A 22,930-nucleotide genomic window follows, 5' to 3' on the forward strand; every position below is an offset into this window, starting at 1 on the left:
CTCCTTACGGGGGGATGTTCTCTCCAGGTTATTTTCCCTTTCTTTTCCATAATTGATCTCTGTCGGGTGACATCTTCTGTCCGCGCGCTCATTATAAAAGCAGTAGTCTTAATGGGGGTAATCTCATATGGAACAGCTGCGTGCTGAACTGAGCCATCTGCTGGGTGAGAAGTTAAGCAGGGTTGAGTGTGTGAACGAAAAAGCAGATACCGCACTCTGGTCGTTATATGACAGCCAGGGAAACCCAATGCCGCTGATGGCCCGAAGTTTTACCTCGCCGGGCGTTGCCAGGCAGCTGGCCTGGAAAATGTCGATGCTTGCGCGACAAGGGACCGTCCGCATGCCGACGGTGTATGGCGTGATGACGCATGAAGAACACCCCGGCCCCGATATCCTGCTGATTGAGCGGTTACGTGGCGTGCCTGTGGAAGCGCCTGCTCGTTCACCGGAACGCTGGGAACAGCTGAAAGATCAGATTGTCGAGGCGCTGCTGGGCTGGCACAGACAAGACAGCGGTGGGCTCGTCGGGCCGGTAGACAGCACCCAGGAAAACCTGTGGCCACTGTGGTACCGCCAGCGGGTCGAAGTGTTGTGGGGAACCCTTAACCAGTTTAATAACACCGGTTTGACCATGCAGGACAAACGTATTTTGTTCCGCACCCGGGAGTGTTTGCCCGCGCTGTTTGACGGCTTTAACGACAACTGCGTGCTGGTTCACGGCAATTTTACCCTGCGCAGCATGCTGAAAGACCCTCGCAGCGACCAGCTTCTGGCAATGGTAGGGCCGGGGATCATGCTCTGGGCACCGCGCGAGTACGAGTTGTTCAGGCTCAGCGACAGCGGGGCCGCAGAGGGGTTACTCTGGCATTATCTCCAGCGGGCGCCGGTTGCAGAAGCGTTTCTCTGGCGCCGCTGGCTCTATCTGCTCTGGGATGAAGTGGCGCAACTGGTCAATACTGGCCGTTTTAATCGCGCCAACTTCGATCTCGCCACGAAATCACTCCTGCCCTGGCTCGCCTGACGCGCCTTTTAGCCATTGCCAGAGGCGTCCAAGCGTTTCGTAACCGACACGATCGCTGTGCATCAGCCACACCGGGGACGGGATCGCCCGTTCCCACGGGTTAAGCGGCGCGTCGATGGCCATCTGGTTAGCCGGCGCGGGGAGGGGATGCAGGCCAACTCTTTCGAAGAAAATCATCGCCCGCGGCAGGTGCGAGGCGGACGTAACCAGCAGGAACGGGGCATCGCCAATCGCCTGCTTCACGGCAGCAGCTTCTTCTTCGGTGTCTTTTGGGCTGTCCAGCGTGATGATAGCGGAACGCGGTACACCCAGCGATTCAGCCACTCTGGCTCCGGCTTCGGCCGTGCTGACCGGGTTTGTTTTTGCCGCCGCACCGGTAAAGATCATTTTCGATCCCGGATTCGCCAGCCACAGGCGAATACCTTCGTTCAGTCGAGGCAGGCTGTTGTTAATCAGATTTGAACTGGGCGCCCAGTTCGGATCCCAGGTGTAACCCCCACCCAGCACCACGATATACTTCACCTCCTGATGACCCTGCCATGTCGGGTACCTGTTTTCGACAGGGCGTAACAGGCTATCCGCGACCGGCTGAAGACTCAGCAGCAGCAGGACCAGCCAGCCGACGGTAATAAGCGTTTTGCCACTTTTCTGAAAGCGACTAAACCACACCAGCGCCAGCCCCAGCGCAATGATGATAAGCAGCAATGGAAGGGGAAGCATCATCCCCCCAATGTATTTCTTCAGGGTAAAAAGCATCCTTTTTGGTTCCTTTTTTAACCATATAGCAGGTGATTACTCGTGATATTACACCAGAGAGGTTCATTCTCCGCGCGGGTGTGACAAAATAGCGGTTTTGCAGTTAGCGAGTGGAACTCTCCCAATGCGGGATCGCAATTTTGATGACATCGCGGAAAAGTTTTCGCGCAACATTTATGGCACCACGAAAGGGCAGTTGCGTCAGACGATCCTCTGGCAGGATCTGGACAACATCCTGGCCTCGTTTGAGGGGCAAACGTTGCGCGTGCTGGATGCTGGCGGCGGTGAAGGGCAGACGGCTATCAAAATGGCCCAGCGCGGTCATCACGTAACGCTTTGCGATCTTTCTGCTGAGATGATCGCGCGTGCGACGCGTGCCGCAGAAGAGAAAGGTGTGAGCGACAACATGCATTTTATACAATGCGCCGCTCAGGACATCGCACAGCATTTGGAAACCCAGGTTGATCTGATATTGTTTCATGCAGTGCTGGAGTGGGTTGCCGATCCGCAAAGCGTGTTACGCACCCTGTGGTCGATGTTGCGCCCGGGCGGTACGCTGTCATTGATGTTCTACAATGCTAACGGCTTCCTGATGCACAACATGGTTGCGGGTAACTTCGACTATGTTCAGGTCGGGATGCCAAAAAAGAAAAAACGCACGCTTTCCCCGGATTATCCGCGCGATCCGCAGCAGGTGTATGGCTGGCTGGAAGAGATTGGCTGGGAGATAACCGGGAAAACGGGCGTCAGGGTGTTTCATGATTATCTGCGTGAAAAACACAAACAGCGTGACTGTTTTGACACCTTAACAGAATTAGAAACGCGGTATTGTCGTCAGGAACCTTTTGTCAGTCTTGGCCGCTATATTCACGTCACCGCGCACAAGCCGCAGATGCAAGGATAACCTATGAGTGAATTTTCCCAGACAGTCCCCGAACTGGTTGCCTGGGCCAGGAAAAACGATTTCTCCATCTCGCTGCCGGTAGACAGACTCTCTTTTCTGCTGGCGGTTGCCACGCTGAACGGCGAACGGCTGGATGGCGAAATGAGCGAGGGTGAACTGGTGGATGCGTTCCGCCATGTCAGTGATGCGTTTGAGCAAACCAGCGAAACCATTAGCGTGCGTGCCAACAACGCAATCAACGATATGGTGCGTCAACGTCTGCTGAACCGCTTTACCAGCGAGCAGGCGGAAGGAAACGCCATCTATCGTCTGACGCCACTGGGTATCGGCATCACCGATTACTACATCCGCCAGCGTGAATTTTCCACGCTGCGTCTTTCCATGCAGCTCTCGATCGTGGCGGGTGAACTTAAGCGCGCCGCCGATGCAGCGGATGAAAACGGTGACGAATTCCACTGGCACCGTAACGTCTATGCGCCGCTGAAATATTCGGTGGCAGAGATTTTCGACAGCATCGATCTGACTCAGCGTCTGATGGATGAACAGCAGCAACAGGTAAAAGACGATATCGCACAGTTGCTGAATAAAGACTGGCGTGCGGCCATCTCCAGCTGTGAAATGTTGCTGTCGGAAACCTCGGGTACGCTGCGTGAACTGCAGGATACGCTGGAAGCGGCAGGGGATAAGCTTCAGGCGAACCTGCTGCGCATCCAGGATGCGACCATGGCCCATGACGATCTGCATTTTATTGACCGTCTGGTGTTCGATCTGCAGAGCAAACTCGATCGTATTATCAGCTGGGGTCAGCAGTCGATTGACCTGTGGATCGGTTATGACCGTCACGTGCATAAATTTATCCGTACCGCGATCGATATGGATAAAAACCGCGTCTTTGCTCAGCGTCTGCGCCAGTCGGTACAGACCTATTTCGATGCGCCATGGGCGCTGACTTACGCCAGTGCCGATCGTTTGCTGGATATGCGCGACGAAGAGATGGCCCTGCGCGATGAAGAAGTGACCGGTGAACTGCCACCGGATCTGGAATATGAAGAGTTCAACGAAATTCGTGAGCAACTTGCGGCGATGATCGAAGAACAGCTCGCTGTCTACAAAACCAGACAAGTGCCGCTGGATCTTGGGCTCGTGGTGCGCGACTATCTGGCGCAATATCCTCGCGCGCGCCACTTCGACATCGCCCGCATTGTGGTAGACCAGGCCGTGCGTCTGGGCGTCGCGCAAGCAGATTTCACCGGGCTGCCGCCGAAATGGCAGCCGATTAACGATTACGGAGCCAAGGTACAGGCGCATGTCATTGACAAATATTGAACAAGTGATGCCAGTTAAGCTGGCACAGGCGCTGGCGAATCCGTTGTTTCCGGCGCTGGACAGCCAACTGCGTGCCGGTCGTCACATTGGCTTAGACGAGCTGGACAATCACGCCTTTTTGATGGACTTCCAGGAGTACCTGGAAGAGTTTTACGCCCGCTATAACGTGGAGCTCATCCGCGCACCGGAAGGGTTTTTCTACCTGCGTCCACGTTCCACAACCCTGATTCCGCGTTCCGTGCTCTCTGAGCTGGATATGATGGTCGGCAAAATTCTTTGTTACCTCTATCTCAGCCCGGAGCGTCTGGCAAATGAAGGCATCTTCACCCAGCAGGAGCTTTACGACGAGCTGCTGGCGCTGGCGGATGAGAGCAAGCTGCTTAAGCTGGTGAATAACCGCTCCACCGGCTCGGATCTTGACCGCCAGAAATTGCAGGAAAAAGTTCGCTCTTCCCTTAATCGACTGCGTCGTCTGGGCATGGTCTGGTTTATGGGCCATGACAGCAGCAAATTCCGCATCACGGAATCTGTCTTCCGCTTCGGCGCCGATGTGCGTGCGGGCGACGATGCGCGTGAAGCGCAGCTTCGCATGATCCGCGACGGTGAAGCGATGCCGGTGGAAAACCATTTGCAGCTCGATGATGAGCATGAAGAGAATCTGCCGGATAGCGGGGAGGAAGAGTAATGATTGAACGCGGTAAATTTCGCTCACTAACGCTGATTAACTGGAACGGCTTCTTTGCCCGGACGTTCGATCTGGATGAGCTGGTTACGACGCTCTCCGGTGGTAACGGTGCGGGTAAATCCACCACCATGGCGGCGTTTGTTACGGCACTGATCCCCGATCTGACGCTGCTCCATTTCCGTAACACCACCGAAGCGGGGGCGACCAGCGGCTCTCGCGATAAAGGCCTGCACGGCAAACTCAAAGCAGGCGTCTGTTATTCGGTACTGGACGTCATTAACTCCCGACATCAGCGTGTGGTGGTGGGGGTACGTCTGCAGCAGGTCGCAGGCCGTGACCGTAAAGTGGACATTAAACCGTTTGCCATCCAGGGTCTGCCAACCTCCATGCAGCCCACAGCGCTGCTGACGGAAACCCTGAATGAGCGCCAGGCGCGCGTGCTGACGCTGCAGGAGCTGAAAGATAAGCTCGAAACCATCGAAGGCGTGCAGTTCAAGCAGTTCAACTCCATTACGGATTACCACTCCCTGATGTTCGATCTGGGCGTTGTGGCGCGTCGTCTGCGCAGCGCGTCTGACCGTAGCAAATACTACCGTTTGATCGAAGCATCGCTGTACGGTGGTATCTCCAGCGCCATTACCCGCTCCCTGCGCGACTACCTGTTACCGGAAAACAGCGGCGTGCGTAAGGCCTTCCAGGATATGGAAGCCGCGCTGCGTGAAAACCGGATGACGCTCGAAGCCATTCGCGTGACGCAGTCTGACCGTGACCTGTTTAAGCACCTGATTAGCGAGGCCACCAACTACGTGGCGGCGGACTATATGCGTCACGCCAATGAACGTCGTGTCCATCTCGATCAGGCGTTAGAGTACCGCCGCGAGCTGTTTACCTCCCGTAAACAGCTGGTGGCTGAGCAGTATAAGCACGTCGAAATGGCGCGTGAACTGGGCGAGCACAACGGTGCCGAAGGCGATCTGGAAGCCGATTACCAGGCTGCCAGCGATCACCTGAACCTGGTGCAGACCGCCCTGCGTCAGCAGGAGAAGATCGAGCGCTACGAAGCGGATCTCGATGAGCTGCAAATTCGTCTCGAAGAGCAAAATGAAGTGGTGGCGGAAGCTGCCGACATGCAGGAAGAGAACGAAGCACGTGCCGAGGCCGCCGAGCTGGAAGTGGATGAGCTGAAAAATCAGCTGGCCGATTACCAGCAGGCGCTGGACGTGCAGCAGACGCGTGCAATTCAGTATACCCAGGCACTTCAGGCGTTACAGCGTGCAAAAGAGCTGTGTCATCTGCCTGACCTCACCCCGGAAAGCGCTGACCAGTGGCTGGATACCTTCCAGGCCAAAGAGCAGGAAGCGACCGAGAAACTGCTCTCGCTTGAACAGAAGATGAGCGTCGCGCAAACGGCGCACAGTCAGTTTGAGCAAGCGTACCAGCTGGTTGTGGCAATTAACGGACCGCTTGCGCGTAACGAAGCGTGGGAAGTTGCCCGTGAACTGCTGCGCGACGGTGTGAACCAGCGCCATCTGGCCGAGCAGGTTCAGCCGCTGCGTATGCGCCTGAACGAACTGGAACAGCGTCTTCGCGAACAGCAGGAAGCCGAGCGTATGCTGGCGGAGTTCTGTAAGCGCCAGGGCAAAAATTACGATTTCGACGATCTTGAAGCTCTGCATCAGGAGCTCGAAGCGCGTATTGCTGCGCTTTCCGATTCCGTATCCAACGCCAGTGAACAGCGCATGACGCTGCGCCAGGAGATGGAGCAGCTGCAGTCCCGTTCTAAGGTGCTGCTGCAGCGTGCACCAGTCTGGCTGGCTGCCCAAAGCAGCCTGAACCAGCTCAGTGAACAGTGCGGCGAACAGTTTGAGTCCAGCCAGGACGTGACCGAATATCTGCAACAATTGCTTGAGCGCGAGCGCGAGGCGATTGTTGAGCGCGATGAAGTCGGCGCCCGTAAACGTGAGATCGATGAAGAGATTGAGCGCTTAAGCCAGCCTGGTGGTTCGGAAGATTCACGTCTGAACGCCCTGGCTGAACGTTTTGGCGGCGTGCTGTTGTCCGAAATCTATGACGATGTCGGTCTGGACGATGCGCCGTACTTCTCAGCCCTGTATGGCCCATCACGTAATGCGATTGTGGTCCCGGATCTGTCGCTGATTGCTGACCAGCTGGCAGGACTGGAAGATTGCCCGGAAGACCTCTATTTAATCGAAGGGGACCCGCAGTCGTTCGATGACAGCGTATTCAGCGTCGATGAGCTGGAAAAAGCGGTTGTCGTCAAAATCGCCGATCGTCAGTGGCGTTATTCTCGCTTCCCTGAGCTTCCGCTGTTTGGTCGCGCAGCGCGTGAAAACCGGATTGAAAGTCTGCACGCCGAGCGTGAGACGCTGTCTGAACGTTTTGCGACCCTGTCGTTTGACGTGCAGAAAACTCAGCGTCTTCATCAGGCGTTCAGCCGCTTTATCGGCAGCCATCTGGGCGTGGCGTTTGAAGCTGACCCGGAAGCCGAAATTCGCAAGCTCAACACCCGTCGCGGCGAGCTTGAGCGTGCGATCTCAAACCATGAAAATGACAACCAGCAAAGTCGCGTTCAGTTCGAACAGGCGAAAGAGGGCGTTGCGGCCCTTAACCGCATCCTGCCTCGCCTGAATCTGCTGGCAGATGACACGCTGGCTGACCGCGTGGATGAGATTCAGGAACGTCTGGATGAAGCTCAGGAAGCGGCACGTTTTGTTCAGCAGTACGGTAATCAGCTGGCGAAGCTCGAACCAATGGTCTCCGTGTTGCAGAGCGATCCGGAGCAGTTCGAGCAGTTAAAAGAAGATTACGCCTGGTCGCAGCAGGTGCAGCGCGAAGCGCGCCAGCAGGCGTTTGCCCTGACGGAAGTGGTGCAGCGCCGGGCCCACTTCGGCTACTCCGATTCCGCGGAGATGCTGAGCGGTAACAGCGATCTCAATGAGAAGCTGCGTCAGCGCCTTGAACAGGCTGAAGCGGAACGTACTCGCGCCCGTGATGCGATGCGTAGCCACTCGGCACAGCTGAACCAGTACAATCAGGTCCTGGCCTCGCTGAAAAGCTCCTTCGACACCAAGAAAGAGCTGTTAAACGATCTTCAGAAAGAGTTACAGGACATTGGCGTCCGTGCTGACAGCGGAGCAGAAGAGCGGGCGCGTATCCGTCGTGATGAACTGCATGCGCAGCTCAGTAATAACCGCGCACGTCGTAATCAGCTGGAAAAAGCGCTGACCTTCTGTGAAGCGGAAATGGATAACCTGACTCGTCGCCTGCGCAAGCTGGAGCGTGATTATCACGAAATGCGTGAGCAGGTCGTGACCGCGAAGGCGGGCTGGTGCGCCGTCATGCGGATGGTGAAAGACAATAACGTTGAACGCCGTCTGCATCGTCGCGAGCTGGCCTATCTCTCTGCGGATGAACTGCGCTCTATGTCGGATAAGGCGCTGGGTGCCTTGCGTCTGGCGGTGGCGGATAACGAACACCTGCGCGATGTGCTGCGTATGTCCGAAGATCCGAAACGCCCTGAGCGTAAGATCCAGTTCTTCGTGGCCGTTTATCAGCACCTGCGTGAGCGTATTCGTCAGGACATCATTCGTACCGACGATCCGGTCGAAGCCATTGAGCAGATGGAAATCGAACTGGGCCGCCTGACGGAAGAGCTGACCTCCCGCGAGCAGAAACTGGCTATCAGTTCCCGCAGCGTGGCGAATATCATCCGTAAAACCATCCAGCGCGAGCAGAACCGAATTCGCCAGCTGAACCAGGGCTTGCAGAGCGTATCGTTTGGTCAGGTAAACAGCGTGCGTCTGAACGTGAACGTGCGTGAAGCGCACTCGACGCTGCTGGAAGTGTTGTCTGAACAGCACGAACAGCATCAGGATCTGTTCAACAGCAACCGTCTGACCTTCTCCGAAGCGCTGGCGAAACTGTATCAGCGCCTTAATCCGCAGATTGACATGGGGCAACGCACGCCGCAAACCATTGGTGAAGAGCTCCTGGATTACCGTAACTACCTGGAAATGGAAGTGGAGGTTAACCGTGGTTCAGACGGCTGGCTCCGTGCGGAGTCCGGTGCACTCTCTACCGGTGAAGCTATCGGTACCGGGATGTCGATTCTGGTGATGGTGGTCCAGAGCTGGGAAGATGAAGCACGTCGTCTGCGCGGCAAAGATATCTCCCCATGTCGACTGCTGTTCCTGGATGAAGCGGCGCGTCTTGACGCCCGCTCAATTGCCACGCTGTTTGAACTCTGTGAGCGTCTTGATATGCAGCTCATTATCGCTGCGCCGGAGAACATCAGTCCTGAGAAAGGCACCACGTATAAACTGGTGCGTAAGGTATTCCAGAATACCGAACACGTTCACGTGGTCGGGTTACGCGGTTTTGCCCCACAGCCGCCAGAATCCTTACCGGAAACAACGGCAGACGCGTCCTGAGGCGTTTTCTAACCGTGAGCGGCGCACCAGCGCCGCTTTTTTTTTCGCTTAACTTGTGTTTAAGGCTGCGTTATCTTTAAACTTCTTTACATAAGGTAAGGCAACAGGTTTGCCGTCACCCTATAATAAAAGAAAGCCCCAACGTGATGGGCATGTCGTGAAAACAGGGGGCAAGGGATGTTGCTAAAGAAAAAATGTGGTCGTCAGCTGTCTGCGCTAAGTTTATGCCTGGCAGTGACGTTTGCTCCACTGTTAACCGCTCAGGCCGACGAGCCTGAAATTGTGCCGACTGACAGCACAGCAACGACTGGCACACAGCCAACGTCGCTGTCTCAACCGCTGGAGCAGTCTCCTGCGACGGCCATCATGGCCGGTATTAAACCGTTGCCAGAAGGCATCGACGCGGAATCGCTTCGCCAGCAGTTGCTGTCTGGGCTGCCAGCAGGCTACACGCCTGTCTATACCAGCCAGCTCACGCTGCTCTATGCGGCGCGTGACATGAAACCCATGTGGGAAAACCGTGATGCCGTGCGTGCCTTCCAGCAACAGCTGGCAGAAGTCGCCATTGCAGGGTTCCAGCCGCAGTTCACAAAATGGGTTGAGCTCTTAACCGATCCTGCTGTCACCGGGCAGGCGCGGGACGTGGTGCTTTCCGATGCCATGATGGGGTATCTCCAGTTTGTGGCCGGTATTCCGGTCAATGGTAACCGTTGGTTGTACAGCGATAAGCCTTACAAGCTGGCGACTCCGGCACTGTCGGTAATTAACCAGTGGCAACTGGCACTGGATAGTGGCGATCTGCCGCGCTTTATTGCGAGCCTCGCGCCGGCACATCCGCAATACGCGACCATGCATCAGTCGCTTCTGGAACTGGTCGGGGATTCACGTCCATGGCCGCAGATGCGTGGTACCGCGACGCTGCGTCCTGGACAGTGGAGCAGCGATGTGCCAGCCTTGCGTGAGATCCTCAAACGCTCCGGTATTCTGAATAGCGGGCCTAAAATTGCCCTGCCGGGTGACGATGCGCAAAGCGTCGTTGTCAGCCCGTCAGCCCCGGTGAAAGAGAAAAAAGCTGCCGTTCTGAGTGATAAGCCCGCGGCCTACGATCGGGAGCTGGTTGCAGCGGTTAAGCAGTTTCAGGCTGCTCAGGGGCTGGGTGCTGATGGCGTGATTGGCCAGTCAACACGCGACTGGCTGAACGTCTCACCTGCGCAGCGGGCAGGGGTGCTGGCGCTCAATATCCAGCGTTTACGCTTGCTGCCAGGGACCCTCTCTACCGGCATCATGGTGAATATTCCGGCGTATTCGCTGGTCTATTACCAGAACGGCAGTGAAGTGCTGGCGTCACGCGTGATTGTGGGACGTCCCGATCGCAAAACGCCGATGATGAGCAGTGCGCTGAACAACGTGGTGGTTAATCCGCCGTGGAACGTACCGCCGACGCTGGCACGTAAAGACATTCTGCCCAAGGTCTGGAACGATCCGGGTTACCTGGAACGCCATGGCTATACGGTGATGCGCGGCTGGAACAGCAAAGAGGCGATAGACCCCTATATGGTCGACTGGTCAACCATTACCGCGTCTAATCTGCCATTCCGGTTCCAGCAGGCACCCGGTGCGCATAACTCGCTCGGACGCTACAAGTTCAATATGCCGAGTTCAGATGCTATCTATCTGCACGATACGCCGAACCACAATCTGTTCCAGAAAGACACCCGCGCGCTGAGTTCAGGCTGTGTGCGTGTCAATAAAGCCTCGGAGCTGGCTAATATGCTGTTGCAGGATGCAGGCTGGAACGATACGCGCATCTCTGACGCCCTGAAGCAGGGGGATACGCGTTACGTTAATATTCGTCATAATATTCCGGTCAATCTTTATTATCTGACGGCGTTTGTGGGTGAGGACGGGCGGACGCAGTATCGTACAGATATTTACAATTATGATCTCACGGCGCGATCCGGCGCACAAATTTTGCCAAAAGCTGAACAATTAATCAGGTAAATGAAGCAGTTCGGGAAAATAGGTTGTCGTAAGTAATGGTGAATACGGGGCTATATGGCTGGAGGCCGCGTATTTACTGGGGTTGGGTGCCTTGACGTAGTCAGCTTTGCCAGTTAAGGTGCCCTTCGTGCGCTAAGCATATTTACGATAAACATTGACCTGTAGACCTGATTATCATGGACAAATTTGACGCTAATCGCCGCAAACTGCTGGCGTTAGGTGGTGTTGCGCTCGGCGCAGCGGCCATCTTGCCGACGCCAGCATTTGCCACCCTCTCGACACCTCGTCCGCGAGTTTTAACGCTCAACAATCTCCACACCGGTGAGTCGTTAAAAGCGGAGTTCTTCGATGGCAGAGGCTATATTCAGGATGAATTAGCAAGACTTAACCATTTTTTCCGTGATTTCCGCGCGAATAAAATAAAAGCCATCGACCCAGGACTGTTTGATCAGTTATTCCGCCTTCAGGGCCTGCTGGGTACCAGCAAGCCAGTGCAGCTTATTTCTGGTTATCGCTCTGTTGATACCAATAATGAACTGCGCGCCCACAGCCGTGGGGTAGCGAAAAAAAGCTATCACACGAAGGGACAGGCAATGGATTTCCATATTGAAGGCGTTTCGTTAGCCAATATTCGCAAAGCTGCGTTATCTATGCGCGCAGGTGGTGTAGGATATTACCCAAGTAGCAACTTTGTGCATATTGATACCGGTCCGGTCCGGCACTGGTAATAACGAAACACAGGAGCAGTATGAACTATCGTATTATTCCGGTTACTGCATTCTCCCAGAATTGTTCATTAATCTGGTGTGAGCAAACCAAACTGGCCGCGCTTGTCGATCCCGGCGGTGACGCTGAGAAAATCAAGCAGGAAGTCGCTGATAGCGGTGTCACGCTGATGCAGATTTTACTGACGCATGGTCATCTTGATCATGTTGGTGCGGCGGCGGAGCTGGCACAGCACTTCGGTGTGCCTGTGATCGGTCCGGAAAAAGAAGATGAGTTCTGGCTGCAGGGTTTACCAGCCCAGAGCCGCATGTTTGGCCTTGATGAGTGTCTGCCCCTGACGCCCGATCGCTGGCTAAATGAAGGAGAGCGCGTTAACGTAGGGAATGTGACTTTACAGGTGTTGCATTGTCCTGGGCATACGCCAGGCCATATTGTCTTCTTTGATGACCAGTCCCGTCTGCTGATTTCCGGCGATGTGATTTTCAAAGGTGGCGTAGGACGCAGCGATTTTCCACGTGGCGACCACGGACAGCTGATTCAGTCGATTAAACAGAATTTGTTGCCGCTGGGCGATGATGTGACGTTTATCCCTGGACACGGTCCGATGTCGACGCTGGGTTATGAACGACTCCATAACCCGTTCCTTCAGGACGAAATGCCTGTCTGGTAACCAGAATAAAAAAAAGCCTGCATTACGCAGGCTTTTTTTATGGGTGCAATTTACAGCACGGCGACGATGGCTTCGCACAGCGGCGCCATATTGTCTGGGGTCATGCCTGCAACGTTGACGCGGCCAGACGCCACGGCGTAGACGCCAAACTCTTCACGCAGACGCAGAACCTGTTCTTTGGTCAGGCCGCTGAAAGAGAACATACCGTTCTGCTTAATAATAAAGCTGAAGTCACGGTCAGCGCCTTTCTCCGCAAGGGTGTTCACAAACAGCAGACGCATGCGCTGAATACGCTGACGCATATCGTTCAGCTCTTGTTCCCAGATAGCACGCAGTGCATCGTTGCTCAGGATAGTCGCAACGACAGAGGCACCGTGTGCAGGCGGGTTAGAGTAGTTAGCGCGGATCACGGATTTCATCTGGCTGAATGCACGATCAACGGTTTCAGTATTCGCCGCAACCAGCGTACAAGCACCGACACGCTCATTGTACAGACCGAAGTTCTTGGAGTAAGAGCTTGCCACGATCAGTTCCTGATGCACGGCAGCAAAAGCGCGCAGACCTTCCGCATCTTCTTCCAGACCACGGGCGAAGCCCTGGTATGCAAAGTCAAACAGCGGCAGCCAGCCTTTTTCTACGGAGAGCTTCGCCAGCTGTTCCCACTGTTCCAGCGTTGGATCAATACCGGTTGGGTTGTGGCAGCAGCCGTGGAACAGCACCACATCACCCGCCTGAGCCTCATTCAGGCTGGCCAGCAGACCGTCGAAGTCTAGAGAGTGGTTAGCTGCGTCGTAGTAAGCATATTCGCGGACTTCCAGGCCTGCAGAGTTGAATACGCTCTTGTGGTTTGGCCAGCTTGGGTTGCTCACCCAGACACGCTTAACAGAGGTGTTTTTCGCAAGGAAATCCGCCGCGACGCGCAGCGCGCCGGTACCGCCAGGGGTCTGTGCTGTACGCGCACGCTTGTCGCTCACAATTGCACTGCCTTTGCCGAACAGCAGTTCCTGAGTGCAACGACCAAATTCAGGGATACCATCAATACCGAGGTAATTTTTGGTGGTTTCATTTTCCAGCAGATACTGCTCAGCTTTTTTAACGCTGGTCAGCACCGGGGTTTTGCCGGTTTCATCTTTATATACACCAATACCCAGGTTGATTTTACCAGGGCGGTCGTCGGCACGAAACAGATCGGCCAGGCCCAGAATAGGGTCGGCAGGAGCGGCGGTAATGTTCTCAAACATGACGAAGTTCCATTGTGATTACAGAAGTGAAATCCGCTATCAGGTTAACGGTAGATTTACAAAATGCCAACCGTTTGCGACAAAAAGCGTGCGGCTTTTCAAAAGTCGCCATTTTTTGCTATCAGACATAAAAAAAACAGGGCCGAAGCCCTGTTCATTAAGCATATAACAACGTGGTGTACTGATTAGAACTGGTAGGTTACAGCCATTGCAACCTGGTCGTCTTTACCGTTCACGATACCCACGCTACGAGAGTAGTCGGTGTCGTCGATCAGGTTCAGCTGGTAATCAACATAGATGTTGAAGTTTTTGTTGAAGTAGTAAGTTGCACCCAGTTCAACGAATTTCTGCAGGTCAGCATCGCCGCCAGCGAAGGTGCCACGTTGTGCAAGGTTTTTACCTTTAGACTGCACGTAGGACACGGATGGGCGCAGACCGAAGTCGAACTGGTACTGAGCGATAACTTCGAAGTTCTGCGTTTTGTTTGCGAAAGAACCGTCGTCTTCACGGGTCATGTTACGCGTTTCAGCATAGGTGGTTGCCAGGTAGATGTTGTTCGCATCGTATTTAGCACCAACAGCCCATGCTTCCGCTTTCTCGCCTTTGCCGTCTGCGGATTGCGCGTCAGTACGGTCAGAGTTGCTGTATGCGCCGATCAGGCCGAAACCTTCACCGAACTCATAACCTACAGAGGTACCGAAACCGTCACCGTTAGCGGTTCTCACGTCAGTACGCTCGTTTTTGCCCTGATACTGCAGGCCCAGGCTCAGACCATCAACCAGACCGAAGAAGTCTGAGTTGCGGTAAGTCAGGAGACCAGAGTTACGACCAGTCATGAAGTTGTCAGAGTAGTTTGCCCAGGTCATACCTGAGAAAGATGGTGCCATATCGGTGTAGGATTCTACGTCGTATACGATACCGTAGTTACGGCCGTAGTCGATGGAACCTGCATCACCCGCTTTCAGACCGGCGAATGCCAGACGGGTACGCTGAGTCTGGTTGCTTTCTGCCTGGCTTGCCAGAGCACGGTATTCCCACTGACCGAAACCAGTCAGTTGGTCGTTAATTTGAGTCTCGCCTTTGAAACCGATCTGAGCATAGGTAGCGTCGTTGCTGTCAGTGTTGTCACCAGAGGTAACGAAGTCGTGCTCACCAACCACTTTCCCGTACAGATCCAGTTTGTTGCCGCTTTTGTTATAGATTTCTGCAGCGTTAGCTGCACCGGCTACCAGCAGGGCAGGGATTACCACTGCCAGAATATTGCGCTTCATCATTATTTATTACCCTCATTGGTTTTTTTATGACACTCGCCACTGCCGTCAATAAATTCTGTCAATAAATTCTGTCAATAAATTCTGTCAATAAATATTTCCGGAACTATTGATGAGAGTTAGGTGTCTTTATGTATCTGACAGGCATCTTTCCATTCATAGAACCGTTTCGCTAGCCTGAAAGTGCTACAATTCTCAAGATTAAGTTACAAAAAGAAATCATGTGTAACCAAATATGTATTTTTCGGAACTTTGTGAACCACCTCAAATTTCAGCGTCCACTGGCGAATTAAACGGCAGATTCTTTGATATCTATATGAAAAGCTTATAATTAATTTAGATAAAGGCAATTCGTATAAACAGAAGCCAAACGGCTCATTTTTTCTTATGACCCAAAAGAGACTTCTGGATGGCTGTAAATCTGGTTGAAATTTGTGCTATTGCTTCAGATTGCAATAAGCGCAATAAGAATAGGGTTTATTTTTTGTGCGCAGATGTTTCGTGGAAACAAAACGTAACAGGTAGTGGTTGTAACGGGGTTGTGGTTTAAAAATGCTGACTTTGCGCTGACGAAAACTGACAATGCAGAATAAAATAATGGCCAGCAATTGCTGGCCATTTGTTATTCAGTCGATTAGAAACTGGCGTTACGCGGTGTGCGTGGGAATGGAATAACGTCACGGACGTTCTGAACACCGGTGACATAGGCGATGAGACGCTCAAAGCCCAGACCAAAACCGGCATGCGGGACGGTACCGTAACGGCGTAAATCGCGATACCAGCTGTAATCCGCAGGATTAAGGCCCATCTCTTCCATGCGTGCGTCCAGAACGTCAAGACGCTCTTCACGCTGAGAACCACCGATGATTTCACCAATGCCCGGTGCCAGGACGTCCATCGCCGCAACGGTTTTACCGTCTTCGTTAAGGCGCATATAGAAGGCCTTAATGTCTTTCGGGTAGTTTTTCACCACAACCGGTGCTTTGAAGTGCTTCTCGGCCAGGTAACGCTCGTGCTCAGACGCCAGGTCAACGCCCCAGTAAACCGGGTTCTCAAACTTCTCACCGCATTTCTCGAGGATGGCCACCGCGTCGGTGTAGTCCACCTGCGCGAAATCTGCCGAGACGAAACGCTCCAGACGTGCGACTGCATCGCTGTCGACACGCTCTGCGAAGAATTTCATGTCGTCAGGACGCTCTTCCAGCACCGCTTTGAAGACATATTTCAGCATCGCTTCTGCCAGACCCGCGACATCATCCAGATCTGCGAACGCCACTTCAGGCTCCAGCATCCAGAATTCCGCCAGGTGACGGCTGGTGTTGGAGTTTTCTGCACGGAAGGTTGGACCAAAGGTGTAGATTTTGGACAGCGCGCAGGCGTAAGTTTCCCCGTTGAGCTGGCCAGAAACCGTCAGGAAGGCCTCTTTACCGAAGAAGTCTTTGTCATAGTCCACTTTACCTTCTGGTGTACGCGGCAGGTTTTCCATGTCCAGCGTAGAGACGCGGAACATTTCACCCGCGCCTTCCGTATCGGACGCGGTGATCAGTGGGGTAGACACCCAGAAATAACCCTGCTCGTCGAAGAAACGATGTAGCGCCTGCGCCAGCGTATGACGCACACGGGCAACCGCACCAATCAGGTTGGTGCGTGGACGCAGGTGCGCCACTTCACGCAGGTATTCGATGCTGTGACGTTTTGCCGCCATTGGGTAGGTGTCTGGATCTTCAACCCAGCCAGTGACTTCAATGGCTGAGGCCTGAATTTCGAAACTCTGACCCTGACCAGGTGATGCCACAACAACACCGGTTACGATAACGGAACAACCCGTTGTCAGGCGCAGAACGTCATCATTGTAATTGGGCAGAGAATTATTAATGACGGCCTGTACAGGATCAAAGCAGGAACCGTCATAGACGGCAAGGAAGGAGATGCCAGCTTTAGAATCTCGGCGAGTACGCACCCATCCGCGCACGGTGACTTCTTGGTCAACGGCGACACGGCCCTGGAGTACGTCGGCTACAGGCACAACGCTCATAATATTCTCTCTGTTAATAGTCGGAAAAAATAAACACTTGTCCACCCTTACTGGGGGGGGATATCTATGTTACCTGGCATCCGCCATCAGACAAGCAGATTTCGCAGTCAAAAGAGAAGAATTAAGAAATAAATTGAGGAGAGGGGAGCCTGAAAGGCTCCCGAAAGCAGTTAACTGGCTTTTTTGATCTGCGGCAGATCGAATGCTTTGCGTAATGCGCGCACAAAGGCTTTGTCATGGCAGATGGTTTTACCGGGGCTATCGGAGAGCTTCGCTACCGGCTTACCGTTACATTCCACCAGTTTTATCACGATGTTCAGAGGTTTTACCTGAGGGATGTCGCAGGTCAGACGGGTGCCAATCCCAAAGCTCAGGTTAATTCTGGAGGTGAAATGACGATAGAGATCGACCGCTTTCGCCAGATCGAGGTTATCGGAGAAGACCAGCACCTTGCTCATCGGGTCAATGCCCAGTTTTTCGTAATGGGCAATGGCCTTTTCACCCCATTCAACCGGATCCCCGGAATCATGGCGTAATCCCTGATAACGTTCGGCAAATTCAGGGCCAAAATCACGCAGGAACGCGTCCATCGTAATACAGTCGGTAAGCGCGATGCCCAGTTGATTGGGATATTCTTCCAGCCACGCGGCCAGTGCGGCGCGCTGGCTGTTTGCCAGGTCCGGGCTTATCTGCTGATGCGCCTGGAACCACTCATGCGCCTGGGTACCCATTGGGGTCAGATCCAGACGACGTGCCAGATCGTAGTTGCTGGTGCCCACGAACCACGGCTCCTGCTGCAGACGCTTCACAATAGCCTGCTGCACTTCGCGAGAGAAACGGCGACGCGTGCCAAAATCCATCAGGCGGAAGCGGGACATATCCAGCCCTTCGGTCAGCGTTGAGAATGCGGCCAGTTTATTTTCCAGCGACGCGACCGCCTGCTCAACGCCGGTTTCCGGCGAACGGTAGCGGTGGGCCAGTTCACTGATCACCGCGAGAAGCGGAACTTCCCACATGATCACTTCACGCCACGGGCCTTCAAGACGAATATCCAGCTTGCCGTTATCATTGACCACGGTCACCTGCTCCGGCTTATAGCGGAAGTCGCGCAGCCAGTTCAGGTAGTCAGCTTTAAAGAAGGGCAGGCCAGAGAGCCACTGATATTCGTCGTCCTGCAGCGTCAGATGCTGCATAGCATCGACCTGTTCACGAATGGAGTCTGCGTAGATACCGAGCAAGTCGTCACCACGGCAGCGGAATTCCGCCGCGACATGGACGTCATAGTAATGGTGGAAAACGGCTTGCTGCATATGCAGTTTATACGCGTCGGTATCCAGCAATGTATGCAGAACAGGAGAAGCGAATTGAGTCATAGGTGCGCAGTAGCATCCTCTCACAGGAGCGTTTAGTACAATAAACAACTCCGGAGTATACCTTGTTTAGTGATTTATTGAACCCCGATCACAACATAAGCGCTCTTTATGGTCGAGGGCATTTTGTGCCCCGTGTTATACAAATGTAGCGAAAAAGGTGTTTGTACCTGAAAAGATGAACATTCTGCATAGCGCGTTTTACACAACAGGAATAGACTGGATTCGTTATTCGACAAACGATGCATAAGGTTTTCTATGACACAACAGCCACAAGCCAAATACCGCCACGACTACCGTGCGCCGGATTACCTGATTAGCGATATCGATCTGACTTTTGACCTGGATGCCACTAAAACCGTTGTCACGGCGGTAAGCCAGCTCACGCGCCAGAGCGCGACGGCTGTGCCGCTGCGTCTGGATGGTGAAGACCTGACGCTGGTCTCCGTGCAGATCAATGATCAAGCATGGTCTGACTATAAAATAGAAGGCAACCAGCTGGTTATCGACAACCTGCCGGAACGCTTTACGCTGCGCATCGTGAATGAAATCAGCCCGGCTGCCAACACGGCGCTGGAAGGGCTTTACCAGTCTGGCGTGGCCCTGTGCACCCAGTGTGAGGCCGAAGGTTTCCGCCACATTACCTGGTATCTTGACCGCCCGGACGTGCTGGCACGCTTTACAACGAAAATCATCGCCGATAAAACCCTCTATCCGTTCCTGCTTTCCAACGGCAACCGCGTAGGTGAAGGCGAGCTGGAAAACGGTCGCCACTGGGTACAGTGGCAGGATCCGTTCCCGAAACCGTGTTACCTGTTTGCGCTGGTGGCGGGTGATTTCGACGTGCTGCGTGATACGTTCAAAACCCGTTCAGGCCGCGACGTCGCGCTGGAGTTGTTCGTCGACCGCGGCAACCTGGACCGCGCGCCATGGGCGATGACCTCGCTTATCAACTCCATGAAGTGGGATGAAGAGCGCTTTGGCCTCGAGTATGACCTCGACATCTATATGATCGTTGCTGTCGACTTCTTCAACATGGGCGCGATGGAGAATAAAGGTCTTAACGTCTTTAACTCCAAATACGTCCTGGCACGTACCGATACCGCGACCGATAAAGATTACCTGGATATTGAACGCGTCATCGGACACGAGTATTTCCATAACTGGACCGGAAACCGCGTCACCTGCCGTGACTGGTTCCAGCTGAGCCTGAAAGAGGGCCTGACCGTCTTCCGTGACCAGGAGTTCAGTTCGGATCTGGGTTCCCGTGCGGTGAACCGCATTAACAACGTGCGCACCATGCGTGGCCTGCAGTTTGCGGAAGATGCCAGCCCAATGGCACACCCTATCCGTCCCGATAAAGTCATCGAGATGAATAACTTCTACACCCTGACGGTGTACGAAAAAGGGGCGGAAATTATCCGCATGATCCATACCCTGCTGGGTGAAGAGAACTTCCAGAAAGGGATGCAGCTCTACTTCGAGCGTCATGACGGCAGCGCAGCCACCTGCGACGATTTTGTGCAGGCGATGGAGGATGCGTCTAATGTCGATCTTTCCCATTTCCGCCGCTGGTACAGCCAGGCCGGCACGCCGATTGTTACCGTCAAAGACGACTACAATCCGGAAACCGAGCAGTACACCCTGACCATCAGCCAGCGCACGCCGCCAACGGCAGAGCAGGAAGAAAAACACCCGCTGCACATTCCGTTCAGTATTGAACTGTATGACAACGAGGGTAACGTGATCCCGCTGCAGAAGGGCGGTCATCCGGTCCACCACGTCCTGAACGTGACCCAGGCGGAACAGACCTTTATCTTTGATAACGTCTATTTCCAGCCGGTTCCCGCGCTGCTGTGCGAATTCTCTGCGCCCGTGAAACTGGAATATAAGTGGAGCGACCAGCAACTGACGTTCCTGATGCGCCATGCGCGCAATGACTTCTCACGCTGGGATGCGGCGCAAAGCCTGCTGGCGACCTACATCAAGCTGAACGTTAATCGTCATCAGCAGGGCCAGCCGCTGTCGCTGCCGGTTCACGTTGCGGATGCATTCCGCGCAGTCCTGCTGGATGAGAAGATTGACCCGGCGCTGGCGGCTGAAATTCTGACGTTGCCATCCGCAGGCGAAATCGCCGAACTGTTCGACATCATCGATCCGATTGCCATTGTGGCGGTGCGTGAAGCGCTAACCCGTACGCTGGCGAACGAGCTTGCGGACGAATTCCTCGCAATCTACAACGCCAATAAGCTTGACGCTTATCGTGTGGAACATGCTGACATCGGTAAACGTTCCCTGCGTAACACCTGCCTGCGTTATCTGGCCTTTGGTGAGCGCGAGCTGGCAAACACGCTGGTGAGCAAGCAGTATCACGAAGCAGACAACATGACCGACGCGCTGGCCGCCCTGGCTGCAAGTGTTGCCGCCGAACTGCCGTGCCGTGATGCGCTGATGCAGGAGTACGATGACAAGTGGCATCAGGATGGTCTGGTGATGGACAAGTGGTTCATCCTGCAGGCCACCAGCCCGGCGGCCGATGCCCTCAGCAATGTACGCAGTCTGCTGAAGCATCGCTCCTTCACCATGAGCAACCCAAACCGCGTACGTTCCCTGATTGGTGCGTTTGCCAGCAGCAACCCGGCGGCGTTCCATGCGGAAGATGGCAGCGGTTATCAGTTTATGGTGGAAATGTTGACCGAGCTGAACAGCCGTAACCCACAGGTGGCGTCACGCCTGATTGAGCCGCTGATCCGTCTGAAACGCTATGATGCACAGCGCCAGGCGAAAATGCGTGCTGCGCTTGAGCAACTGAAAGGGCTGGAAAACCTGTCTGGCGATCTGTACGAGAAGATCGCTAAGGCACTGGCCTGATCGAAAGACCCATCCTCCCTCTCCCCGTGGGAGAGGGAGGATGTCACCCGTGAGCCGTCATTAACGCTCGCTCGCTGACCCCGCGCTTCATCACCCGATTCAGCACTTCCGCCTCCAGCTCTGCCAGTCTTACCGACCCTACGCGGCGCGGACGCGCAATATCGACCGTGACATCAAGACCGATTTTCCCTTCTTCTATTAGCAGCACGCGGTCTGCCATCGCGACGGCTTCGCTCACGTCATGCGTCACCAGAAGTACCGTAAAGCCATGCTTTTGCCAGAGTGCGGCAATCAGGTCCTGCATTTCGATTCGCGTCAGGGCGTCGAGCGCGCCGAGTGGCTCATCCAGCAGCAGCAAGCCCGGACGATGTATCAGCGCCCGCGCCAGCGCCACGCGCTGCTTTTGCCCGCCGGAGAGCGCCGCAGGCCATTCACCCGCACGGTTTTCCAGCCCTACGGCGGCCAGCGCCTGGCGGGCTTCATCCCGCCAGTTGCCGTTGAGGCCCAGTCCGACATTATCAATCACCGTTTTCCAGGGCAGCAGGCGCGCGTCCTGAAACATCATGCGGGTATCGTCCTGAATAGTGGCCAGCGGTGTCGCGCCTGCCAGAATTTCGCCGCCGTTGGGGGATTCCAGCCCGGCTAAAAGGCGTAACAACGTACTCTTGCCGCCGCCGCTGCGGCCCACAATGGCGACAAATTGTCCGGCAGGAATATGCAGGTCCAGCGCGTTGAGAATCGTGTTTTCGCCATAGCGCTTCGTGACACCGTTAAGGAGCAGCGGTGTACCCTGAGTCAGTCGGGCAGTATTCATGCTTTAGCCTCCTGTGAAATATAGGCTGGATTCCAGCGCAGCCAGCTGCGTTCCAGCCACTGGGCGCTGACGTCGGCAAGTTTGCCGAGCAGGGCATAGAGGATAATGGCCACCACCACCACGTCCGTTTGCAGGAATTCGCGGGCGTTCATCGCCAGATAGCCAATCCCTGAGTTTGCAGAGATGGTCTCTGCCACAATCAGCGTCAGCCACATCAGGCCGAGCGCAAAGCGCACGCCGACCATTATGGAGGGCAGGGCGCCCGGCAGGATCACATGCATAAAGAGGGCAAAACCGGTCAGGCCGTAACTGCGTGCCATTTCGACCAGTCCGCGATCGATGTTGCGGATCCCATGCCAGGTATTAATGTAAATCGGGAACAGCGTACCCAGCGCGACGAGAAAAATTTTGGCGCTCTCATCAATACCAAACCATAAAATGACCAGCGGAATCAGCGCCAGATGCGGCACGTTACGCAGCATCTGAATGGAGGTATCGAGCAGCCGCTCGCCCCAGCGAGAAAGCCCGCTGATCAGACCCAGTACCAGGCCGATGCTTCCGCCAATCGAAAAACCAATTACCGCACGCCATGAGCTGATGGCCAAATGCTGCCAGAGTTCGCCGCTGACGCTCAGCGACCAGAATGCCTCTATTACGCCCTCCGGAGAGGGCAGGATACGGCTCGACAGCCAGCCGGCAGAGGACGCGAGTTGCCAGACAAGCACAATGCCAACGGGTAAAAACCATGGGGCGGCACGTAGCAACCATTTTTGTAAGGGGGCAGTCAT

At 54.6% G+C, this 22,930-nt stretch carries 16 protein-coding genes; 9 read left to right on the top strand and 7 right to left on the bottom strand.

The window, feature by feature from the left end:
• The first annotated feature begins 127 nt into the window (after positions 1-127).
• Entirely contained in the window at positions 128-1,021 is an 894-nt protein-coding gene (locus JTA15_RS03285; protein ID WP_063215690.1) for a YcbJ family phosphotransferase, read from the top strand.
• Here the strand turns inward: JTA15_RS03285 and elyC are convergent.
• Positions 998-1,777 carry an envelope biogenesis factor ElyC gene (gene elyC, locus JTA15_RS03290; protein WP_020884813.1) on the bottom strand — a complete coding sequence of 260 codons (780 nt, stop codon included), beginning with the start codon at positions 1,775-1,777 and terminating at the stop codon, positions 998-1,000. The two genes, JTA15_RS03285 and elyC, sit on opposite strands and share 24 nt — an antisense overlap.
• A 124-nt stretch (positions 1,778-1,901) precedes the next feature.
• On the opposite strand from elyC, the gene cmoM reads away from it, so the two are divergent.
• The 7 genes from cmoM (at position 1,902) to JTA15_RS03325 (ending at position 12,540) form a co-directional block, all read left to right on the top strand.
• Entirely contained in the window at positions 1,902-2,681 is a 780-nt protein-coding gene (gene cmoM, locus JTA15_RS03295; RefSeq protein WP_020884812.1) for a tRNA uridine 5-oxyacetic acid(34) methyltransferase CmoM, read from the top strand.
• A gap of 3 nt (positions 2,682-2,684) precedes the next feature.
• A complete protein-coding gene (mukF, locus tag JTA15_RS03300) occupies positions 2,685-4,007 on the top strand; it encodes a chromosome partition protein MukF (RefSeq protein WP_014169399.1) in 1,323 nt (440 codons plus the stop codon).
• Positions 3,988-4,692, top strand: a complete 705-nt coding sequence (gene mukE, locus JTA15_RS03305; protein WP_014169400.1) for a chromosome partition protein MukE — start codon at positions 3,988-3,990, stop codon at positions 4,690-4,692. Before mukF ends, mukE begins: the two co-directional genes overlap by 20 nt.
• Positions 4,692-9,143 (top strand): chromosome partition protein MukB, encoded by a 4,452-nt coding sequence (gene mukB / locus JTA15_RS03310; protein WP_014169401.1) that lies wholly within the window; start codon positions 4,692-4,694, stop codon positions 9,141-9,143. Before mukE ends, mukB begins: the two co-directional genes overlap by 1 nt.
• A gap of 177 nt (positions 9,144-9,320) precedes the next feature.
• Positions 9,321-11,144 (top strand): L,D-transpeptidase, encoded by a 1,824-nt coding sequence (gene ldtD, locus JTA15_RS03315; protein WP_219372858.1) that lies wholly within the window; start codon positions 9,321-9,323, stop codon positions 11,142-11,144.
• A gap of 176 nt (positions 11,145-11,320) precedes the next feature.
• Positions 11,321-11,872 carry a YcbK family protein gene (locus JTA15_RS03320; protein ID WP_014169403.1) on the top strand — a complete coding sequence of 184 codons (552 nt, stop codon included), beginning with the start codon at positions 11,321-11,323 and terminating at the stop codon, positions 11,870-11,872.
• A 20-nt stretch (positions 11,873-11,892) separates the two neighbouring features.
• On the top strand, positions 11,893-12,540 hold the full coding sequence (locus JTA15_RS03325; RefSeq protein WP_219372859.1) for an MBL fold metallo-hydrolase: 648 nt from the start codon (positions 11,893-11,895) through the stop codon (positions 12,538-12,540).
• Positions 12,541-12,590: 50 nt separating this feature from the next.
• Here the strand turns inward: JTA15_RS03325 and aspC are convergent, their stop codons facing one another.
• From aspC to pncB, 4 genes are all read right to left on the bottom strand, one after another.
• Positions 12,591-13,781: an aspartate transaminase gene (gene aspC / locus JTA15_RS03330; RefSeq protein WP_020884809.1), complete on the bottom strand. Its 1,191-nt coding sequence runs from the start codon at positions 13,779-13,781 to the stop codon at positions 12,591-12,593.
• 185 nt (positions 13,782-13,966) lie between these two features.
• Entirely contained in the window at positions 13,967-15,055 is a 1,089-nt protein-coding gene (locus JTA15_RS03335; protein WP_014169408.1) for a porin, read from the bottom strand.
• 631 nt (positions 15,056-15,686) lie between these two features.
• Complete coding sequence (asnS, locus tag JTA15_RS03340; protein WP_032677806.1) at positions 15,687-17,087, bottom strand: asparagine--tRNA ligase; 1,401 nt, start codon at positions 17,085-17,087, stop codon at positions 15,687-15,689.
• 170 nt (positions 17,088-17,257) lie between these two features.
• Positions 17,258-18,460, bottom strand: a complete 1,203-nt coding sequence (pncB, locus tag JTA15_RS03345; protein ID WP_025204545.1) for a nicotinate phosphoribosyltransferase — start codon at positions 18,458-18,460, stop codon at positions 17,258-17,260.
• A gap of 255 nt (positions 18,461-18,715) precedes the next feature.
• Here pncB and pepN point away from each other — a divergent pair, with 255 nt between their 5' ends.
• Positions 18,716-21,328 (top strand): aminopeptidase N, encoded by a 2,613-nt coding sequence (gene pepN / locus JTA15_RS03350; RefSeq protein WP_014169413.1) that lies wholly within the window; start codon positions 18,716-18,718, stop codon positions 21,326-21,328.
• Between the two features lie 43 nt (positions 21,329-21,371).
• Here pepN and ssuB read toward each other — a convergent pair whose 3' ends face one another.
• Both ssuB and ssuC read right to left on the bottom strand, forming a co-directional pair.
• On the bottom strand, positions 21,372-22,142 hold the full coding sequence (ssuB, locus tag JTA15_RS03355) for an aliphatic sulfonates ABC transporter ATP-binding protein (protein WP_040017069.1): 771 nt from the start codon (positions 22,140-22,142) through the stop codon (positions 21,372-21,374).
• A complete protein-coding gene (gene ssuC, locus JTA15_RS03360) occupies positions 22,139-22,930 on the bottom strand; it encodes an aliphatic sulfonate ABC transporter permease SsuC (RefSeq protein WP_219372860.1) in 792 nt (263 codons plus the stop codon). Before ssuC ends, ssuB begins: the two co-directional genes overlap by 4 nt.

The organism is Enterobacter sp. BIDMC 29 (assembly GCF_019378755.1).
Classification (GTDB): domain Bacteria; phylum Pseudomonadota; class Gammaproteobacteria; order Enterobacterales; family Enterobacteriaceae; genus Enterobacter; species Enterobacter ludwigii.